The organism is Streptomyces sp. NPDC056144, from assembly GCF_042264145.1.
Classification (GTDB): Bacteria; Actinomycetota; Actinomycetes; order Streptomycetales; family Streptomycetaceae; genus Streptomyces.
Map to the genome: position 1 here is coordinate 565,268 of NZ_JBHJVF010000001.1, position 17,733 is coordinate 583,000.

13 protein-coding genes are annotated in these 17,733 nt (G+C 73.5%); 7 read left to right on the top strand and 6 right to left on the bottom strand.

The features are described from left to right. Positions 1-24: 24 nt before the first annotated feature. Complete coding sequence (locus ACFC0Z_RS02480; protein ID WP_376431902.1) at positions 25-1,275, bottom strand: molybdopterin molybdotransferase MoeA; 1,251 nt, start codon at positions 1,273-1,275, stop codon at positions 25-27. Positions 1,276-1,811: 536 nt separating this feature from the next. Between ACFC0Z_RS02480 and ACFC0Z_RS02485 the strand changes: the two genes are divergently transcribed. Next, positions 1,812-3,731, top strand: coding sequence for an AMP-dependent synthetase/ligase (locus ACFC0Z_RS02485; protein ID WP_376431904.1), 1,920 nt, complete (start codon positions 1,812-1,814; stop codon positions 3,729-3,731). A 207-nt stretch (positions 3,732-3,938) separates the two neighbouring features. On the opposite strand, the gene ACFC0Z_RS02490 is transcribed toward ACFC0Z_RS02485, so the two are convergent. Then, positions 3,939-4,163 carry a DUF6296 family protein gene (locus ACFC0Z_RS02490; RefSeq protein WP_376431906.1) on the bottom strand — a complete coding sequence of 75 codons (225 nt, stop codon included), beginning with the start codon at positions 4,161-4,163 and terminating at the stop codon, positions 3,939-3,941. 126 nt (positions 4,164-4,289) lie between these two features. On the opposite strand from ACFC0Z_RS02490, the gene ACFC0Z_RS02495 reads away from it, so the two are divergent. The 6 genes from ACFC0Z_RS02495 to ACFC0Z_RS02520 all read left to right on the top strand — a co-directional run bounded on the left by ACFC0Z_RS02495 (position 4,290) and on the right by ACFC0Z_RS02520 (position 12,273). Next, entirely contained in the window at positions 4,290-4,868 is a 579-nt protein-coding gene (locus tag ACFC0Z_RS02495) for an HPP family protein (RefSeq protein ID WP_376431908.1), read from the top strand. Positions 4,869-5,038: 170 nt separating this feature from the next. Further along, positions 5,039-5,542 carry a hypothetical protein gene (locus ACFC0Z_RS02500; protein WP_376431910.1) on the top strand — a complete coding sequence of 168 codons (504 nt, stop codon included), beginning with the start codon at positions 5,039-5,041 and terminating at the stop codon, positions 5,540-5,542. Further along, positions 5,542-6,966: a hypothetical protein gene (locus ACFC0Z_RS02505; RefSeq protein ID WP_376431912.1), complete on the top strand. Its 1,425-nt coding sequence runs from the start codon at positions 5,542-5,544 to the stop codon at positions 6,964-6,966. Before ACFC0Z_RS02500 ends, ACFC0Z_RS02505 begins: the two co-directional genes overlap by 1 nt. Further along, positions 6,963-8,339, top strand: a complete 1,377-nt coding sequence (locus tag ACFC0Z_RS02510; protein ID WP_376431914.1) for a VWA domain-containing protein — start codon at positions 6,963-6,965, stop codon at positions 8,337-8,339. Before ACFC0Z_RS02505 ends, ACFC0Z_RS02510 begins: the two co-directional genes overlap by 4 nt. A gap of 11 nt (positions 8,340-8,350) precedes the next feature. Beyond that, positions 8,351-9,475, top strand: coding sequence for an AAA family ATPase (locus ACFC0Z_RS02515; RefSeq protein ID WP_376431916.1), 1,125 nt, complete (start codon positions 8,351-8,353; stop codon positions 9,473-9,475). After that, the gene (locus tag ACFC0Z_RS02520) at positions 9,472-12,273 is read left to right on the top strand and encodes a hypothetical protein (protein WP_376431918.1); all 2,802 of its coding nucleotides are present in this window, start codon (positions 9,472-9,474) and stop codon (positions 12,271-12,273) included. Before ACFC0Z_RS02515 ends, ACFC0Z_RS02520 begins: the two co-directional genes overlap by 4 nt. On the opposite strand, the gene ACFC0Z_RS02525 is transcribed toward ACFC0Z_RS02520, so the two are convergent. From ACFC0Z_RS02525 to ACFC0Z_RS02540, 4 genes are read right to left on the bottom strand one after another with little or no spacing between them, the layout of a single operon-like run. Further along, positions 12,268-13,518 (bottom strand): MFS transporter, encoded by a 1,251-nt coding sequence (locus ACFC0Z_RS02525; protein ID WP_376431920.1) that lies wholly within the window; start codon positions 13,516-13,518, stop codon positions 12,268-12,270. The two genes, ACFC0Z_RS02520 and ACFC0Z_RS02525, sit on opposite strands and share 6 nt — an antisense overlap. Continuing rightward, positions 13,515-15,323: a condensation domain-containing protein gene (locus ACFC0Z_RS02530; protein ID WP_376431922.1), complete on the bottom strand. Its 1,809-nt coding sequence runs from the start codon at positions 15,321-15,323 to the stop codon at positions 13,515-13,517. Before ACFC0Z_RS02530 ends, ACFC0Z_RS02525 begins: the two co-directional genes overlap by 4 nt. Then, positions 15,317-16,624: a DUF6271 family protein gene (locus tag ACFC0Z_RS02535; protein WP_376431924.1), complete on the bottom strand. Its 1,308-nt coding sequence runs from the start codon at positions 16,622-16,624 to the stop codon at positions 15,317-15,319. Before ACFC0Z_RS02535 ends, ACFC0Z_RS02530 begins: the two co-directional genes overlap by 7 nt. After that, the gene (locus ACFC0Z_RS02540; RefSeq protein WP_376431926.1) at positions 16,606-17,712 is read right to left on the bottom strand and encodes a phytanoyl-CoA dioxygenase family protein; all 1,107 of its coding nucleotides are present in this window, start codon (positions 17,710-17,712) and stop codon (positions 16,606-16,608) included. The genes ACFC0Z_RS02535 and ACFC0Z_RS02540 overlap by 19 nt, the downstream gene beginning before the upstream one ends. Positions 17,713-17,733: the final 21 nt, after the last annotated feature.

The window sequence follows — 17,733 nt, forward strand, 5'->3', positions numbered from 1 at the left end:
CACCCGGCCTCCTCCGGGCCCGCGTCACCCCCGCGGCAGGAGCAGCGGGGCCGGGCTCCCGGCGGTCCAGTCGGGGCCGAGCGCGGCCAGCGCGTCGCCCACCGCGGCGCCGCGCAGGAAGGCGGCGCCGTGCCCCGCCACGATCCGGCAGCCGTCGGGGGACCACGCGACCGGTACGAGTCGGGTGCGGCCCGCGAGGGCGGGGGCGTCGCCGTGCACGGGGACGCGGGGGAGGAGGGGGAGCGGGCGGCCGGAGAGGCCGGCGAGGAGCGGACCGAGGAGAGTGTGCGCGGCGACCAGGGCCGCGTACGGATTGCCCGGGAGCCCGACGAGGAGCTGTCCGGTGCGGAGTTCGGCGAGCAGCATGGGGTGGCCGGGGCGGCAGGCGACCGTGTCGACGACCGTGCGGGCCGCGCCGTCGGCGAGGAGGCGGCGCAGCTGGTCGGTGGTGCCGACGGAGGTCGAGCCGGTGACCACGACGACCTCCGCCCGGTCGCGGCCGCGGACCTCCTCGGCCAGCCGTCCGGCCGGGCTGTCGGGAACGTGGCGGACGGCGACCGCCTCGCCGCCGAAGTCGCCGACGAGGCGGGGGAGGAGCGGCCCGAGCGCGTCGCGCACCCGGCCGGGAGCGGCGGTGCCCGCGTGGTCCAGTTCGTCACCGGTCACCAGGACGGCGACGCGGGGCCGCAGCCGTACGGGAAGCGTGTCGTGGCCCGCCGCGGCGGCGAGCCCGAGGAGCGCCGGGCCGATCCTCGTACCGGCCGGGGCGAGGATGTCGCCGGCCGTCGCGTCCTCGCCGGTGCGCCGGATGTGACGGCCCGTCGGGAGCACGGGGCCCGAGACCAGGCCCCCGGCGACGGTGGCGAGCTCGGACGGCAGGACGGCGTCGGCGCCGGGCGGGACGAGCGCCCCGGTGGAGATGCGGACGCACGTACCGGGCGTGAGGAGTCCGCCCCACGGCACGCCCGCGCGTGCGGCGCCCCGGAGGTGCCACGGCGGGGGACCCGACACGGCGAACCCGTCCATCGCCGCGGTGTCGAACGCGGGCTGGGGCGCGAGCGCGAGGAGGTCGGCGGCGAGCGTGAGTCCGGCGGCCTCGTCCAGGGGTACGCGCCGGGGCGGCGCCGGACGCGCGGCCCCGTGGGCGCGCGTCCGGGCCTCGTCCCAGGCGACCGCTCGCGGGTGCGGCGGTGTGGTCGGGTACGTGGGTGCGCTCGGGTGCGCCGGTGTGCTCGGGGACGGCTCGACGAGCGGGGAAACGGTGGCGGGAGGCATGACGCCAGCGTTCGCCGCCGGTGTTTCCGGACGCGGCAGGACGGGTGTCCGCGACGCGCCGATCGGCTCACCGCGCGCGCGGGCCTGCCGTGAGGGACGAAGCCTGGCGCATGGGTATGTGCGAGCGGGAAAGGGCCATCCAGCTGGCAAATTGGGGCCTGAATATCCATCCACCCTCTTGGATGATGTGCCGTACGGAGCCCGCTCCGCAGCCGCGAATTCTGTGTCTGGATCCAATCGCCCCGGCCGGGCGGCGGCTGCTTGACTGGCTCGCGTCGGCCGCCGGGCGGAGGAGTGGCTCTCGCCGTCCCGTTCCGTCAACCGGAAGGGTCCCGTGCGCCGTTCGCGGTGTGCGGCGCACAGGGCCCCTTCTCTGGTCGGATGGCCGCGCGGGCGGATAGTCGCGCGGCCGGGCGGGCACTCTCTCTCCCAACCCCCTTACGCTCCGGCAGGTTTGCGCCTAGCCTCACCCCTGCTCGCAAGTTACCTGTCGGTTAACAAAATCGTTGATGGGCGCCCTGGGCCCGGAGGTCGGCATGAGTGCCACGCAGTCCCTTCTCAAGAGCCGCCCCGCTTCCGTGGCGCATCTCTTCCTCTCGCGGGTCGCCGCGACGCCCGACCGCGAGGCGTACCGCTTCCCGGTGGCCGAGGGCGGGAGCCCCTCCGGCGCCGAGGTCTGGCGCTCGCTGACATGGGCTCAGGCCGCGGAGCGCGTGCACGCCATCGCGGCCGGGCTGCTCGCCCTCGGCCTGCGGCCCGAGGAGCGGGTGGCCGTCTCCTCCTCCACGCGGATCGAGTGGATCCTCGCCGACCTCGGCGTGATGTGCGCCGGGGCCGCGGCCACCGCCGTCTACCCGACCACCAACGCCGAGGAGACGGCGTACATCCTCGCCGACTCCGAGAGCCGCGCGGTCTTCGCCGAGGACGCCACCCAGGTGGAGAAGGTCGTCGCGCACAAGGACGACCTGCCCGGGCTCCGCCACGTCATCGTCTTCGACGCCCCGGACGGCCTGGATGCTCTGGGCGCCCCGTCGGGGACCGGACTGCCGCAGGCCGAGGGCCTGGAGATCCTCACCCTGGCCGAGCTGGAGCGGCGCGGAGCCGCGTACCTCGCCGAGCACCCCGACGCGATCGAGACGACGGTCGGGGCCATCGAGGCGGACCAGCTCGCCACCCTCATCTACACCTCGGGCACGACCGGCCGCCCGAAGGGCGCGCGACTCGTGCACGACTGCTGGTCGTACCAGGCCTTCGCGCAGGAGGCGAGCGGCCTGCTGCTCCCGGAGGACGTCCAGTTCCTGTGGCTGCCGCTGTCGCACGTCTTCGGCAACGCCCTGATAGCCGGTCAGGTGCGCACCGGGAGCGTGATCGTCGTGGACGGCCGCATCGACCGGATCGTGACCAACCTGCCCGTCGTGCGCCCCACCGTGATGGCCTCCGCGCCCCGGATCTTCGAGAAGGTCTACAACGGCATCGCGGCCAAGGCGCGGGCCGAGGGCGGAGCCACGTACAAGATCTTCCTGTGGGCGGCGAAGGTCGCCCGCGACTACGCGCGGACCGGCCAGGAGTCGGTGGTCGCGACGGGCAGCCGCAAGGTGCCCCTTCTGCTGACCGTGCAGCACGCCGTCGCCGACCGGCTCGTGTACGGGAAGATCCGCGCGGCCTTCGGCGGGGCGCTGCGCGGCAGCGCGTCGGGCAGCGCGGCGCTCGCCTCGGACATCGGCTACTTCTTCGCCGGGGCGGGCGTGCCCGTCCTGGAGGGGTACGGCCTGACGGAGACGAGCGCGGCCGTCACGGTCAACCCGGTCGACGACTGCCGGGTCGGCACGGTCGGCAAGCCGCTGCCCGGCACGGAGGTCCGGATCGCGGAGGACGGCGAGATCCTCCTGCGCGGCCCCGGCGTCATGCGCGGCTACCACAACCTGCCGGAGCAGACCGCCGAAGTGCTGGAGAGCGACGGCTGGTTCCACACCGGGGACATCGGCGAGGTCGACAAGGACGGCTACGTCCGGATCACCGACCGCAAGAAGGACCTGTTCAAGACCTCGGGCGGCAAGTACATCGCGCCCACGGAGATCGAGAGCCGCTTCAAGGCGGTCTGCCCCTTCGTCAGCAACATCCTGGTCATCGGCAACGGCCGCAACTTCTGCACCGCCCTCGTCGCGCTCGACGAGAGCGTCCTGATGCCGTGGGCGGAGGCCAACGGCCTCGCCGGCCGCGCGTACGCCGAGGTCGTCGCCTCGTCCGAGGTGCGCGCGCTGGTCGACGGCTACGTCCGGACCGTCAACGGCGAGCTCCAGCGGTGGCAGACGATCAAGAAGTTCTCGCTGCTGCCGCGCGACCTCGACATCGAGCACGGCGAGCTCACGCCCAGCCTCAAGGTGAAGAGGCCGGTGGTGGAGCGGACCTACGCGGAGGCGATCGAGGCGATGTACGAGGGATCGCGCGAGGCCTGAGCCGGAGGGCCGGGGGCGTTACCCGGTGATGGGCCGGGGATGGGGCGGCAGGTGGGCCCGCTGCCCCTAGTCTCGGGCGTGCCGTCGGACTTACCCCAGCCGAATGGCGTGCCGGTCCCGAATCCCCCGCGGGACGGGCGACTCGAAGGCCCCCCGTCCCCGCAGGCGGGGGGTACTTCTCCGTGATCTCACGCGTCTCCCGTGATCTCACGCGTCGAGGCGCCGGGCCACGACCGTCGGCGCGTGCTCCTGGTGGCCGCCGGTCGCGAGGATCCGTACTTCGTCCCGGTCGCTGATCTCGGCCCGGATGATGCCGGTCCGGTCGGCGTACACGGGGTGGCCGCCGGGTCCGGTGGAGGCGGTGCGCTCCACGATCACGACGTCAGGGGCGGAGCCGTCGGAGAACACCAGCTCATACCTGAGTGTGCTCATTTGTCATATTTTACGCCTGGCGGGTCCGGGTCACCTCGGCGTGACGCGGTACCCGGGCGCTCCGGCGTGAAACCGCTGATTAGAGTGGTTGCCGGTATCCGACCCCTGCCCGGAAACACCGCACCGATGAGCATCGACGCCTCCGCGCGCCCAGAATCCGCCCCCGGCGCCGCCTCCGCCCCCGGCACCGCCCCGGCCGCCGTCCCGCGCCGCCGGAAGATCGCCGGTCGTGCCCCGGCCCGTCCCGCCCCCGGCGCTGCGGTCCACAGCGTGAGCGCCGCGACGGCCGCGCTCCTCGGGCTCGTCGGGATCGGCGCCGTCATCCACGAGCCCGTCCTCATACCGCCGCTGGCGGCCAGCGCCGCGCTCGTGCACTGCGCTCCGGCCCTGCCCCTGGCGCAGCCCCGCAGCGTGATCGTCGGGCACATGCTCGGCGCGGCGGCCGGGTACGCGATGGCGGCGGTGGCGGGCGGCAGCGCGTGGGTCGCCGCGCTCGCCGCCGGCGTCACGCTCGCCCTGACGACCCTCGCGCGGACCCCGCACTCCCCGGCCTGCGCGACCGCCGTCGTCATCGTCCTCCAGGCGCCCGCCCCCGGGCGGTTCGTGCCGTTGCTCCTCGGGGCCACGGTCCTCCTCGTCCTGACGGCCTGGTCCGCCCACCGCGTGCGCCGCGAGGGGCCGAAGTACCCCGTCTACTGGTGGTGACCGAGGACTCTCCCTGACCACCTCGGGCCCGTGCTGACGCGGGTTCAGGGGCCGTCGGAGGGGTGCCCGCTGACGACGCGACAGGGCGTTGTCAGTGGGGGGCGATAGCTTCGTCGTTGTCGCACCGATCCGGTGTCGACATCCCCTTTGACGTGCAAGGGAGCAGTCTGTTGACGGTCTGGGAGACGGCGAGTGCGGTGCGGGTCGTGCCGCCCGCGCGACCGCGGAAGCTGGCCAAGGTGCCGTTCGTCGAGCTGGCCGACGGGCGGTTGCAGGGTGTCGTGTCCAGCGGGTCCGACATAGGGCGCGTGTACGTGTCCTCGATCGCCGCCGGGACGTACGCGTTCGCGTGCAGCACCAACAACAACCGGCCCTGCGGCGGTGCGCGCGGCTCGTTCTGCAACCACATCAGGGCGCTCGTCACCGAGGCGGTCCTCCAATACGGAGCCGGGCGCGTCGCCCGCTACCTGAAGGCCGACGCGCCGGGCGTCGAGCACGACGCCGGGTCGCTGGTCGTCGCGATGACCGGCACGCGCCCCGAGCAGGGCGACACCTCGGCCGCGGCCCCGGTCTTCAGCCGCTTCCTGCGGCACCTCGCCTACCTGGAGCGGGAGCCCGTGACCGCGCCGCTGCCCGAGATGCAGTGGTTCCCGCCGACGAGGGCGGTGGCCTGATGCGTACGGATCTGCTCGCCGACCCCGTCGAGGGGCTCGACGAGGCACTCGCGGCCGTGGACGCCTTCGACCGCGCCCTCGTCGGCGGACTGCTCCGCCCGCAGCCCGCGCAGGCCGAGGGCCTGGCCGCGCTGACCGAGGCCGTCGGCGGGACCCCGCTGGCCGGGCTCGTCGCCGAGGCCGCCGAGAAAGCCGCGGCCGGCGCCGCGGGCGAGGACCACCTCGTCGCCCTCGCCGCCGCCCGCACGGCGCTCATGGGCGCGGTCCACGACGCGCTGACCGACCGGATCGGCGAGATCACCGGCCGGTCCCCGGCCGAGGAGAGCGACGCCGCACCCGGCGAGGGGGAGGACCCGGCGGGGAACGTGCTCGCCGCCGCGCGGGCCTGGCTCTGCGACCTCGCCCGCGCCGGCTGGCAGGGCATCGACCACGAACTCGTCGCCGGAGCCGCCCCCGTCGTCTCCGCGATGCTCCCGGACCCGCTGCTGCGCCGGCAGGCGACGCTCCTCGACGGCTTCGCCGCCGAACTCGCCGCCTCCTGCCCGGGCGCCACCCTGGAGCGCGTGCCCGTCCGGCGCTGGGCCGACCTCTGGTCCCGCGCCCTGCTCCTCACCCTGCCCGGCGCCACCCGTGCCCCTGCCACGACCACCGCCACCGGCCGCCTGCTGCCGCTCGGCGCCGACCTCCAGGAGCACGCGACCGCCGTCCAGGCCCAGATCCACGCGGTGTACGAGCCGGCCGACGGCACCGCCCCGCGCCTGGTGCGGGCCGCCGTCTCGGCTCCGAAGCCGGACACCGTCGTCGGCGCCGGACTGTGGCAGCTGCTCCGGCCCCGGATGTCGCTGCTCGCCGCGGTGAGCGAGGGCCTGTCCGTCGAGCTCGACGCCATGCCCCTCACCGTCGAGGGCGATCTGCTCTGGGACGACGAGCGGGCCCGCGCGGGGGAGCCCGCCGACCCCTTCGCCACGGCCAGGGTCGCGCTCGCCACCGCCGCGGAGCCGGTGACCGCGCCGCTGGACCGCCACCCGGTCCGCATCGCCGTGCCCGTCCTCGTCGAGGGGTACGGAGTGGAGCGCGGATCCGAGGGAGGGGACGGGGACGGGGACGGGAGCGGGGCGACGGTCTTCACCTTCGCGGGGCACCGGCTGACCGTCGACACCGACCGCGTACCGGCCGCCGGGCCCCTCACCCCGGAAGCGGTCGCCGCGTCCGGCGCGTGCGTCGGCCTGCTGCGCTGGGACGCCGGGGAGTTCGTGCTCCAGCCGCTCGCCGTCGAGACGACCGTGCGGAAGAAGACCGTCGCCGTCCACGCGGGCGCGTGGGCCGGCGGCACGACCGACAAGGCCGGCGTCCGCGCGGAGAAGGCGGCCACGGACGCGGTCGCCGTCCTGCGGGAGCGAGCGGGAAGGCTGCTGCGGAAATGACCGACGTGACCTCTCCGAGCGACGCGACCCCTCCGGCCGACGTCGTCGACGCGAACGACAACCGCCGGCAGGTCCTCTACTGGCGCCTGCTCGCCCGGCTCTTCGACCACGAGGAACAGGCCGGTCTCGAGGCCGCGAGCCTCGCCGTCGTCGAGGACATCGGACTGCCGTCCGCGCTGCTCGACCCGGGCGCGTCCGTCGACTCCGTCGTCCAGCGCCACCCCGAGCTGGCCGAGGAGTTCGACGGCCTGATGACCCCGGCCCCCGAGCCGGAGGAGGACCGCGACCGGGCCGCCGAGGTGCGCCGCGCCGCCCTCGCCTCGAAGGTCCTGCTCAATGTCTTCTCCACCGGCTCCGGCACGGTCTCCGCCGGGCAGCTGGCGCGCTGGCAGGCCGACGCGGGCTGGCTGGAGCGCGCGCTCGGCTGCGAGCCCGGCGGACTGCGCGGCGGACGCGGGCCCGGCAAGGGCGTCACCGGGGGCGGCCTCGGCGCCGAACTCGGCGCCGTCGAGGCCGACCTCGTCCAGCGCATGCACCTGCGCGAGGTGCTCGCCGACCCCGCGCTCGCCGCCCGCCTCACCCCCAGCATGTCCCTGATCGAGCAGCTCCTGCGCGACAAGGGCAACCTCTCCGGCATCGCCCTGGCCAACGCCAAGTCGCTCATCAAGCGGTACGTGGACGAGGTCGCCGAGGTCCTGCGCACCCAGGTCGAGAAGGCGACCGTCGGGGAGCTCGACCGCTCGGTCCCGCCCAAGCGGGTCTTCCGCAACCTCGACCTCGACCGCACGATCTGGAAGAACCTGACCAACTGGAGCCCGGAGGAGGAGCGGCTCTACGTCGACCGCCTCTACTACCGGCACACGGTCCGCAAGACCACGCCGCAGCGGCTCATCGTCGTCGTCGACCAGTCCGGCTCCATGGTCGACTCGATGGTCAACTGCACCATCCTCGCCTCGATCTTCGCCGGGCTGCCGAAGGTGGACGTCCACCTCATCGCGTACGACACCCGGTCCATCGACCTCACGCCCTGGGTGCACGACCCGTTCGACGTGCTGCTGCGCACCAACCTCGGCGGCGGCAACGACGGACCGGTGGCCATGGCCATGGCACGGCCGAAGATCGCCGAGCCGAAGAACACCGTCATGGTGTGGATCTCCGACTTCTACGAGTTCGACCGCTCGCAGCCGCTCTTCGAGGGCATCGAGGCGGTCCACCGCTCCGGCGTGAAGTTCATCCCCGTCGGCTCGGTGACCAGCTCGGGACGCCAGGAGGTCAACCCCTGGTTCCGCGAGCGGTTCAAGGCGCTCGGCACCCCGGTGATCTCCGGCCACATCGACAAGCTCGTCCACGAACTCAAGACCTTCCTGACCTGAGAGGCCTTCCCATGTCCGATCTGCTCCGCGCCCCCGCCGAGATCAAGTACGCCGAGGAGCTCGACTGGCTCGAGTCCGTCGACGACAACCCCAAGCCGTTCTCCTGGCGGCTCTCCCCGAAGATGGTCCGCCTCTTCATCCTCGGCTCCGAGCGGGCCGACGGCCTGGACCGCGAGGTGTCACAGAAGTGGTTCGGCGACCGCAGCCTCGTCGAGCGCTCCATCGTCACCCTCGCCTCCGACCGCGGCCTCCTCCTCATCGGCGACCCCGGCACCGGCAAGAGCTGGCTCGCCGAGCTGCTCGCCGCCGCCATCAGCCGCAACTCCACACTCGTGGTGCAGGGCACGGCCGGCACCACCGAGGACCACATCAAGTACTCGTGGAACGTGTCGATGGTGATCGCCAAGGGCCAGTCCCGCGAGTCGATGATCCCCTCGCCGATCATGACCGCCATGGAGACCGGCGCCATCGGACGCTTCGAGGAGCTCACCCGCTCCACCAGCGACGTCCAGGACGCGCTGATCTCGATCCTCTCCGAGAAGTACGTCTCCGTCCCCGAACTGGAGAGCGACGGCGGCGGCGACAACATCGTCTTCGCCAAGCCCGGCTTCTCCGTCATCGCCACCGCCAACAGCCGCGACCGGGGCGTCAACGACCTCTCCTCCGCGCTCAAGCGCCGGTTCAACTTCGTCCGCATCCCGGTCGTGACGAACAAGAAGAGCGAGGCCGAGATCGTCCGCTTCCGCACCGAGGAGCTGCTCCGCCGCCACCAGATCGACCTCGACGTCCCGCCCACCCTGCTCGACGTCCTCCTCCAGAGCTTCGCCGACCTGCGCGCCTCCTCCGCCGCGGCCGGCAGCGACGACGAGAAGCTGGAGTCCGCGCTCTCCACCGCCGAGCAGATCGGCGTCCTGGAGGACGCCGTCCTCCACAGCAACTTCTTCGGCGAACAGGCCCTCACCGCCCGGACGCTCGCCGCCTCCCTGGTCGGCTCCCTCGCCCGCCGCGAACCCGAGGACCTCGCCATCCTCAACAAGTACCTGCACGGCGTGGTCGAACCGCGCGGCAAGGAAGAGGGCGGCGCCTGGCCGGAGTTCCTGGAAGGCGGCCGCGACGCCATCGGCAGGCTCGCGTGAGCGCCCCCGCCGAGACCCCCTTCGCCGCGCTCCGGGGGCAACTGCACGAGGCGGCGGCCGAGTTCGCCGGCGGCGCGGACGCCCTGGAAGGCATCCTGCTCGGCCTGGTCGACGACGTCGACCGGGCGGCGGCCGAGCCGCTGGAGATCTTCCCCGTCTGTCACCACTCGCCCGCCTCGGCGCTCGCCATGGCCCGGCGCCTGCGGGAGAAGCAGCCCAAGGTCGTCTACCTGGAGCTGTGCGAGGACATGGCGCCGCTCCTGACCGAGCTGCGCAACTGCCGACTGCCCGTCGCCGTCCAGGCCTTCGCCGGCGACATCGACGGCTTCCCCGCCGAGTGGGCCCCGCTCTCCGTCGTCGCCCCGATCACCGAGGCCTCCGCCGAGTACCAGGCCATTGCCTACGCCCTCGACACCCCCGGCGTGGAGCTCGTCCTCGTCGACCGCTCCTCCGACCACGTCTTCCAGTGGGACAGCAGGCACGACCGCGCCCCCGAGGAGGAACCCGGCGGCACGAAGCGGGAGGCCGCCGCCCCCGAGCCCGAGGCGGCCCTCCACGGCGAGGCCGTCGGCATCGAGATCGGCGACCTGCGCCCGCGCTTCGCCGAGCTGGAGCAGCACCTCCTGCGCCACGGAAAGGTCCGGCACTGGTCGGAGTGGTGGCACCAGTACGTGGAGGTGCCCCTCGGCGACAGCGACCACGACACGTACCGCCAGGTCATGTTCCTCATCGGCAGCCTCTTCCGCCGCCTCGCCCCCGGCGACGGCGACCGGGTCCGCGTCGACGAGGACCGTGAGCGGTACATGTGGACGCGCATGCGCGAGCACCTGACCGCGACCGGCACCGACCCCGCCGACTGCCTCTACGTGTGCGGCGCCTTCCACGCGGCCAGCCGCGTCGAGGAGTTCGGCGTCGCCGGCGCCGACGGCTTCACCATCTCCCCGCGCACGGCCACGACCTGGCAGTACGGACTGATCCCCTCCAGCCACACGGCCATCGAGGCCCAGTTCGGCCTGGCCTCCGGCTCGGTGTCGATCGCCGCCACCCAGTGGGCGAAGAACCTGAAGCGCACCCGCGTGAAGCCGTACCGCCTGGAAGGACAGGCCGGTACGCGCACGACGCGCCCCGCACCCGCCGCGACGCCCGCCGCGCCCGTGGCCACCGAGGACCGGCTCTCCGGCTTCCTCCGGCGGCCGCCGGTCGTCGACACCCTCGACGAGGCCGAACTGCTCGGCTGGTCCGTGGACATCGTCCGCGCCGCCCGCCGCAACGGCTACCTCTCCTCGACGGCCGACGCCATCGCCGTCTTCGAGACCTCGATCCTCCTCGCCGGCATGCGGGACCGGGCCAAGCCCACGCCGTACGACTTCCAGGACGCGGCCGTCACCTGCATCGAGAAGGACTCCGTGCCCGGGCGCAGGGACGTCCGCAGGCTCGTCGAGATCATGATGGGCGGGGACAGGATCGGCCAGGTCGGCTACGAGGCCCTGCCGCCCCTCGCGCGCGACGTCCACGACCGGCTCGCCCCGCTGGAGCTCAACCTCCAGCAGCGCGGGGTCCGCCGCGCCCTTCTCGACATGGCGGCCGACCCCGGGCTGCGGGCCTGCTCGGACGTCCTGTGGATGCTGCGCCGGCTCATGCCGCCCGGCGCCGCCCGCCCGATCATGGGCGAGCGCCGCCTCGGCGAGCGGCCCATCCAGGAGTCCTGGGACCTCGCGCTTGGCACCCACCAGCGGGCGCTGATCGAGCTCGGCTACGAGGGCGTGAGCCTCGAACAGGTCCTGGAACAGCGACTGCGGCGCACCGCCTTCGGCCCCCGTGCCACGGCCGCCGAGGTCCTGGAGACCGTCGAGGACGCCCTGCTCCACCTCGGCGGCCGACGCCTTGCCGACGAACTGGGCACCCGCGCCCTGGAGGTCCTGGCCGCCGAGCGCACGGCCGACGGGGCGCCGGAGGTCCTGCGCCGGGTGCGCGGCCTCCTCGCCTACTACCGCACCCACGAGGCGGTCCTGCCGTCCTGGATCGAGTCCTTCGTCCGCACCGGATACGCCCACTACTGCACGCTGCTGCCGATCGCGTTCCGCGACGAGGACGCGACCGTGGGGCAGGTGGCGGCCATGCTCGGCTTCCTCTTCAGCATGGAGAGCCTGGCGCTGTCCCTCGGCTGCGACCGCACCCAGCTCGAACTGGCCGTGGCGCAGTCCCACCCGGGAGACCAGGCGAAGACGGCCCTGCTCTGGGCCGCTCAGGTGCAGCTCGGCACGCTCTCCCGGGCCGGGCTCCGCGAGCGCTGCGACGAACTCCTCGGCAACCCGCTCGTCGTCCCCGCCTACCCGCGCTACCTCAGCGGCTTCGTCCACGCCCTGGAACCCGTCCCGGGCCTCGCGGACGTCGTCGTCGAAGCCGTCTCGAACGCCTTCGGCCGCCTCCCGGACGCCGTGCTCCTGCCCTGGCTCCCGACCCTCATCACGACGCTCCGCGCGAACGCCGCGGACCTGGCCCCGCTCCTGATCCGCGAGGCGGGCCGCGTCTTCCCGGCCCGGCTCGCGGCCCTGGACACCTGGGTCCCGCCGTGGAAGCAGCAGGCCCCCACGGCCCCGGTGCCCCGCACCCGTACCGGCGACGCCAGGGGCGCGGCCCTGCTCCCCGCGCACCCGGCGACCTGCGACGCGCTCGCCGGACTCCTCGGCGTCGACGAGCCCTGGGCTGCGGCGGAGACGGGAGCCCGGACCCCGGCGCTGCCCGACCGCTACCCGGACACGGCCCGCGCGGTCGCGGCGCTGCTCACGGTGTCATGAACTCTCCTCCGGCTTCCGCCCCAGCGCCCGCACCGCCGGAACGCACAGCATCACGCCGATGCACACGACGCCCATGACGGCGGAGAAGAGCAGGACGCGGTCCGCGCCCACCGCCTCGGCCGCCGGGCCGGAGAGGGCGCGGCCCACGGGGATGACCATGATGGAGCCGGCGACGTCGTAGGCGGAGACGCGGCTGAGGACGGCCAGCGGGATGTGGGACTGCACGCTCGTCGCCCACATCACGCCCCAGAAGGCGAAGCCGCACCCCGCCATGACACCCGTGACGGCCGTCAGAGTGAAGGACCAGCCGAGGGCGGGGGCCAGGGGGTTCAGCGAGAAGAAGAACATGGCGAGGGCTCCCGCGACGAGCGGGCGCCTGGGCCGTACGCGCATGCCGAGGAGACCGCCGACGATCGTGCCGGCCCCGTCCGCCGAGGCGATCCAGCCGTAGCCGCCGGCCCCGTGCTGCTCGGTGAGGAGCGCGGCGCCCAGTGGCAGCGCCGGGCCGAAGACGAAGAGGCCGTACACGGCCCAGACGGCGATGACGCCCCACAGCCACGACCGCGCCCGGAACTCCTGCCAGCCCGTGGCGAGCCGCTGCCAGAGCGGGTCGGCGCTCTCGTCCTTCGCGGTGCTCAGCTTCCGCAGCGGCGCCAGGCCGAGCGCGCTCAGCGCGTACGCCGCGGCGATGACCAGGAAGGAGCCGGCCACGTCCCAGGACGCGACGAGGAGACCGGCGAGGCCGGGGCCGAGGAGCGTGCAGACCGCCTCGGAGATCCGCAGCAGCGCGTTGGCCCGCTGGATGTCCTGCGCGACCCGCGGCACCAGGCTCGCGAGACCGGGCTGGAACATCGCCGTCGCGGCCCCGCTCAGCGCGAGCAGGGCCATGATGTGCCAGAGCCGCACGTCGCCGGCCGCGAGCAGCGCGGCGAGCGTGAGCATGGCCACCATGCGCACCAGGTCGGCGCCGACCATCATCACCTGGGGCGTGAACCGGTCCGCGAGCACACCGCCGACGAGGACGAGCAGCACGATCGGCGCCATCCACGCGGCCAGCGCGTACCCCACGCCGCTCGCCCCGTACCCGGCCCCGAGGACCGCGGTCGTGAGCGAGACCATCAGCATGCCGTCGGCGAGCAGCGAGGTGCTGCGGGCCGTGAAGAACAGCCGGAAGCGGTGGGACCGCCACGGGCTGGGCAGCGCCGCCTCCGGCTCCTGCCGGACCGTCACGTCGTCCATCGTCATGTCACATCCGCCGTTTCCCGGCCGGTCCCTTCGATGAGTACGGGCCGACGCGACCACGCGCCGATTCCTTCGCCCTCCGCCGGGGCGTCCTGGACGATCACGTACCGGCGGGGAGCCAGGACTCCCGGTCGGCCGGGCAGCGCCGCCATCAGCGCGCCGTGCGCCCGCGCCGGTGTGAGCGGCGAGCCCCCGGCGGCGAGATACGCCGTGAGCTCCGGCCCGGCGCCTTCCGTCCCGGCCGGTTCCGTGAGGTGTACGTGGACGGGTACGCCGCCCAGGGCACCGCTCAGGGCCTCGGCCACGGCCGCGGGTGACACCCACGACCCGTCCACCCGCTCCCACCCGGGACCCCGTTCGACCGGCCGGACGCCCGTCACCTCGGTGAGGGCCTCACACGGCACGTCCGCGACGGCGGCCGACTCCAGGAGCCGTACGAGTCCGGTGGCGAATCCCTCGGCCTCGTCCCGGGTGAACAGCGCCGGGTCGACCCACACCCCGAGCCGCAGCAGCGGGTCCGTCTCGTGGACGAAGGTCAGGACACGGGTGGGAAGCACCTGCACGGGACCCCAGCTCAGCTCCAGGTCGGGGACGGCGGGGATCTCCGCCGTTTCCCCGACCGGTTCCCCTGCCGTGGCCGTGGCCGTGGCCGTGGCCGTGGCCGTTGGCGTCCGCATCGCGCTCACGTCGTTGAACACGACGTCCCGCGCGAACTGGCTGCCCCGCTCGAAGGTCGTCCGGCCGATCATGTCCCACAGCGCGAGCGCGTCGAACTGGCTGTGCCGGTAGGCGTTCAGCGCCGCGCCCCAGGTCTTGCGGAGGAGCGCGTCGAAGGACGGTACCCGCACGTCGAGGGCGAGCAGCGCGTCCTGCGAGAGGGTGTTCACCGCTCGGGCGAGCCGCGGCCCGAACCGGTTGGAGGTCGGGACGGCCGCCACGCAGGTCGGCTGGCCCGCGCGGTGCGCGACCAGCGCGCACCAGGCCGTCAGCAGGACGGTGGACGGCAGGGCGCCGGTCCGCTCCACGACCCGGGCCAGGGCCACGGCGCCCCGCCGGGAGCGCAGCGTCAGCTGCGAGGCGTGGACCTCGGCGCCCTCGGCGCCGGGCTCGGCGAACATGGCCTGCGGCTCGTCGCGGATGATCCGCTCCCAGTAGCGCAGGGACGCACCGGACTTGCGGATGCCCGCCGGCGTGGCCTCCTCGGCCGCGAGGTCGAGCGGGGTGAGGGCCGTCGGCTCGGGAAGCGTCCCGCCGGACAGCAGGGCTTGCCACTCCTCCTGGAGGACGCCGAGCGCGCCGAAGTCGGTCACGGCGTGGTTCGCCGCGAGCGCGGCGAACCGGGGCGCGCCGTCCAGGCAGACGAGGGTGACACGGAGGGGGAAGTCGCGGTCCAGGTGGAAGCGCGCGTCGCGGGCCTGGCGCGCGAGCCCGTCGGCGTACCCGGCGGGGTCGTCGGGGAGCTCGGCGTGATCGAGGAGCGTGACGGTGAACTCGCCCGCACCGGTCACCACTTGTTCGCCGGGGATGCCGGAGGGATCGCCGGGGAAGGTGGTGCGGAGTCCTTCATGCCGTACCGCGAGCGTCCGCAGGGCGTCGAGTGCCGCGTCCAGAGTCGTCCCTTCGGGCGCCGGCCAGACGTCGTGGATGTTGATGTGGGCCGGCTCGTCCCGGAGGATGCAGCGGATCATGTTGGCCTGCCCCATGGTCACGGAGCCCCGGCGGGCCGCGCCGCCCGCGTAGGCGACGGTGACGGAGGAGGAGTGCGTCGGCCGCGGGGTGGCGGTCGCCTCGTGGGCCGCGGTCACCATGCGAGGACTTCCGGGGAGTTCGCGGCACGGACCAGCGGTTCCCAGGCGTCGATCAGGAGGGCGAAGTCCTCCATGTCGTCCCGGGCCTCGTCGAGAAGCCGGTCGAGGTCGGCGGAGAGCAGGTCGGCGGCCTCGGCGTAACGGCCGCCGAGCTTGCGGTAGGAACGGTCGAGGACGTCGAAGCGCTCGGCGTCCTCGCGTCGGTCGCGGCCGGCGCTCTCCCTGACGAGTGCGGCCACGGCGGGCGCCCGGACGCGGCCCTCGGGGTCGAGCAGCCCCTCGCCGGCCGCCGTCAGACCGGCGTACACGGCGTGGAAGTACGGCATCGAGAGCAGGAACTTCGCGAACCGGCGCTGGTAGGCGAGGAATCCGCTGTCGGACCGGCGCTCGCCCGTATGGAAGTTGACGATGTGCCGGTTGTGCAGCACGCCGGGGAGCCGGGCGTCGTGGACCAGGTGGATGAGGAAGTAGTCGCTGCCGATGGTGTCCTTCGCGGGCGGCAGCGGCACGCGCCCGTACACCTCGCGGGCGAAGCCGATGTTGCACATGTCCACGCGCGTGGGGCTGACGGTGGTGAGCGTGGACTCGTCGCCCGTGAACGTGGCCGTCCCGGCACCCCGGAACGCCTCCGCGATCAGGTTGCCGCGCCAGATCGCCGGGTAGCCGTCGGGGATCGACAGGCCCACGACGTCCTCGTAGACGGCGGGGTCGAGGCCGCGGATCTCCGCGACGTCGACGGACATCTCGCCGACGAACGAGCCGCCGACCATCGCGACCGTCCGGTGGGCGTACGCGGGGTCGAGCCTGCTCCGGGTCACGGCGCCGGCCACGTCGGCGGCTCGCCGCCCCAGGGCCGTCAGCTCCTGGTGGAGGGGGAAGACCGGCTGTCCGTCCCACGACTGGTAGCGGCTGTCGGAGTCCCGGCGGTGCACCGACGCGCATCCCAGGGCCTCGGCCACGAGGAACGCGCGGTTCGTGCAGGAACCGTAGGAGACGCCGGAGGGGAGCAACAGGTCGAGCACGCGCTCCGGTTCGGGAACGGCCGCCCTGGCGACCGCGTCCCGGAGGAAGGCCCGCTGGTCCGTCTCGTCGAGATGGTGGACGACGATGCCGGGTTCCGGCGGCAGCGCGCGGACCGTCGCCCGGTGCTCGGCGAGCACCGCGTCATCGGAGGAGTCCAGGACGACGAGGTGGACCTCGACGTCGAAGTGGCGTGCTCCGTAGGCGGCTTCCGCCGCGGTGGCGCGGATCGCCTCCGTGCAGGCCCGATTGGTGGGCAGGGTCAGACAGACGCGGCGCACGCGGGTTCTCCGCTCTGTCCGTCGGCCGCGACGTTCTGCTTGTCGTCTTCCGGCTCGTGCCAGGACGTGAGACCGAGGAGGCGGCTGCCGAGTGCGGTCAGTTCCGCCGTCGGGTAGCGCTTGGACTCGTGGAGCACCGGGTCGCCGACCAGGGTGCGGTTCCAGCGAGGCGTGCGCAGGTGGCGCCAGGACTCGACGCGGGAGTGACGCAGCCGCTCGTGCTCTTCGAGGGCGGGCATCATCGACAGGTACTGGACCGCGCGCACGCCGTCCGTCGAGGTGTTGCGGGCCACCCCGTGGGCGAGCAGGCCGTTCCAGATCAGCAGGTCGCCCGGGTGGAGGTCGGGCCGTACGACGGGGAACTCGTCGCGGTCCAGGGCGGGGCGCAACGGGTCGCGGTCGGCCGGCTGGTCGGTCTTCCACTCCTCGAACCGCCGGAAGAGCTCCGGTCCGCACTGGAACCCGCCCGTCTCGGGCGTGGTGTCGTTGAGCGCGATGATGCCCTGCACCCGCTGCGGAGGCACGCCGATCGTCGTGTCGATGTCCCAGTGCAGCTCGATGTCGAAGCCCCGCTCCGTGGGCTCGATGAGGGCGCGGTCACGGTTCCCGACGTTGGGCGGGTTGAGGTTGAGCCGGTCCAGGGTGACCCACAGCTCCTCGCAGTCCCAGACGTCCACGAACGCGTCGTAGACGCGCTGGGCCTGGCGGTTGTTCCACAGGAGTTGATGGTGGTAGGCCTCCACGAACCCGTAGACGTGCAGCTGTTGGTCCAGTTCGGACCGGAACGGCCTGTCCTCGTACCAGCTGTCCGGGTTGTCGGGGTCGAGGCCCTGGAACTCCCAGGTGAAATCCAGGAGTTTCCGGGCGTCTTCCGCCGGTATCGCCTCGCGGACGATGACGTATCCGTACGTCTGCCAGTGCGCGAAGTCCTCTTCGGACAGCACCCGGAGGGGCCGGGACTTTGTCAACTCCCGCAGGGTCGTCTGTGCGAGGTACGACTCGCCGTCGGCGCTGAAGTAGGGCCGGTCCGACGCGGCCCGGTGGAGATAGGGGCGCCGCGGGCGAGGGGCGGAAGCGGGTGTCGTCATGGGGTCGCTCCGGTGGGGGAG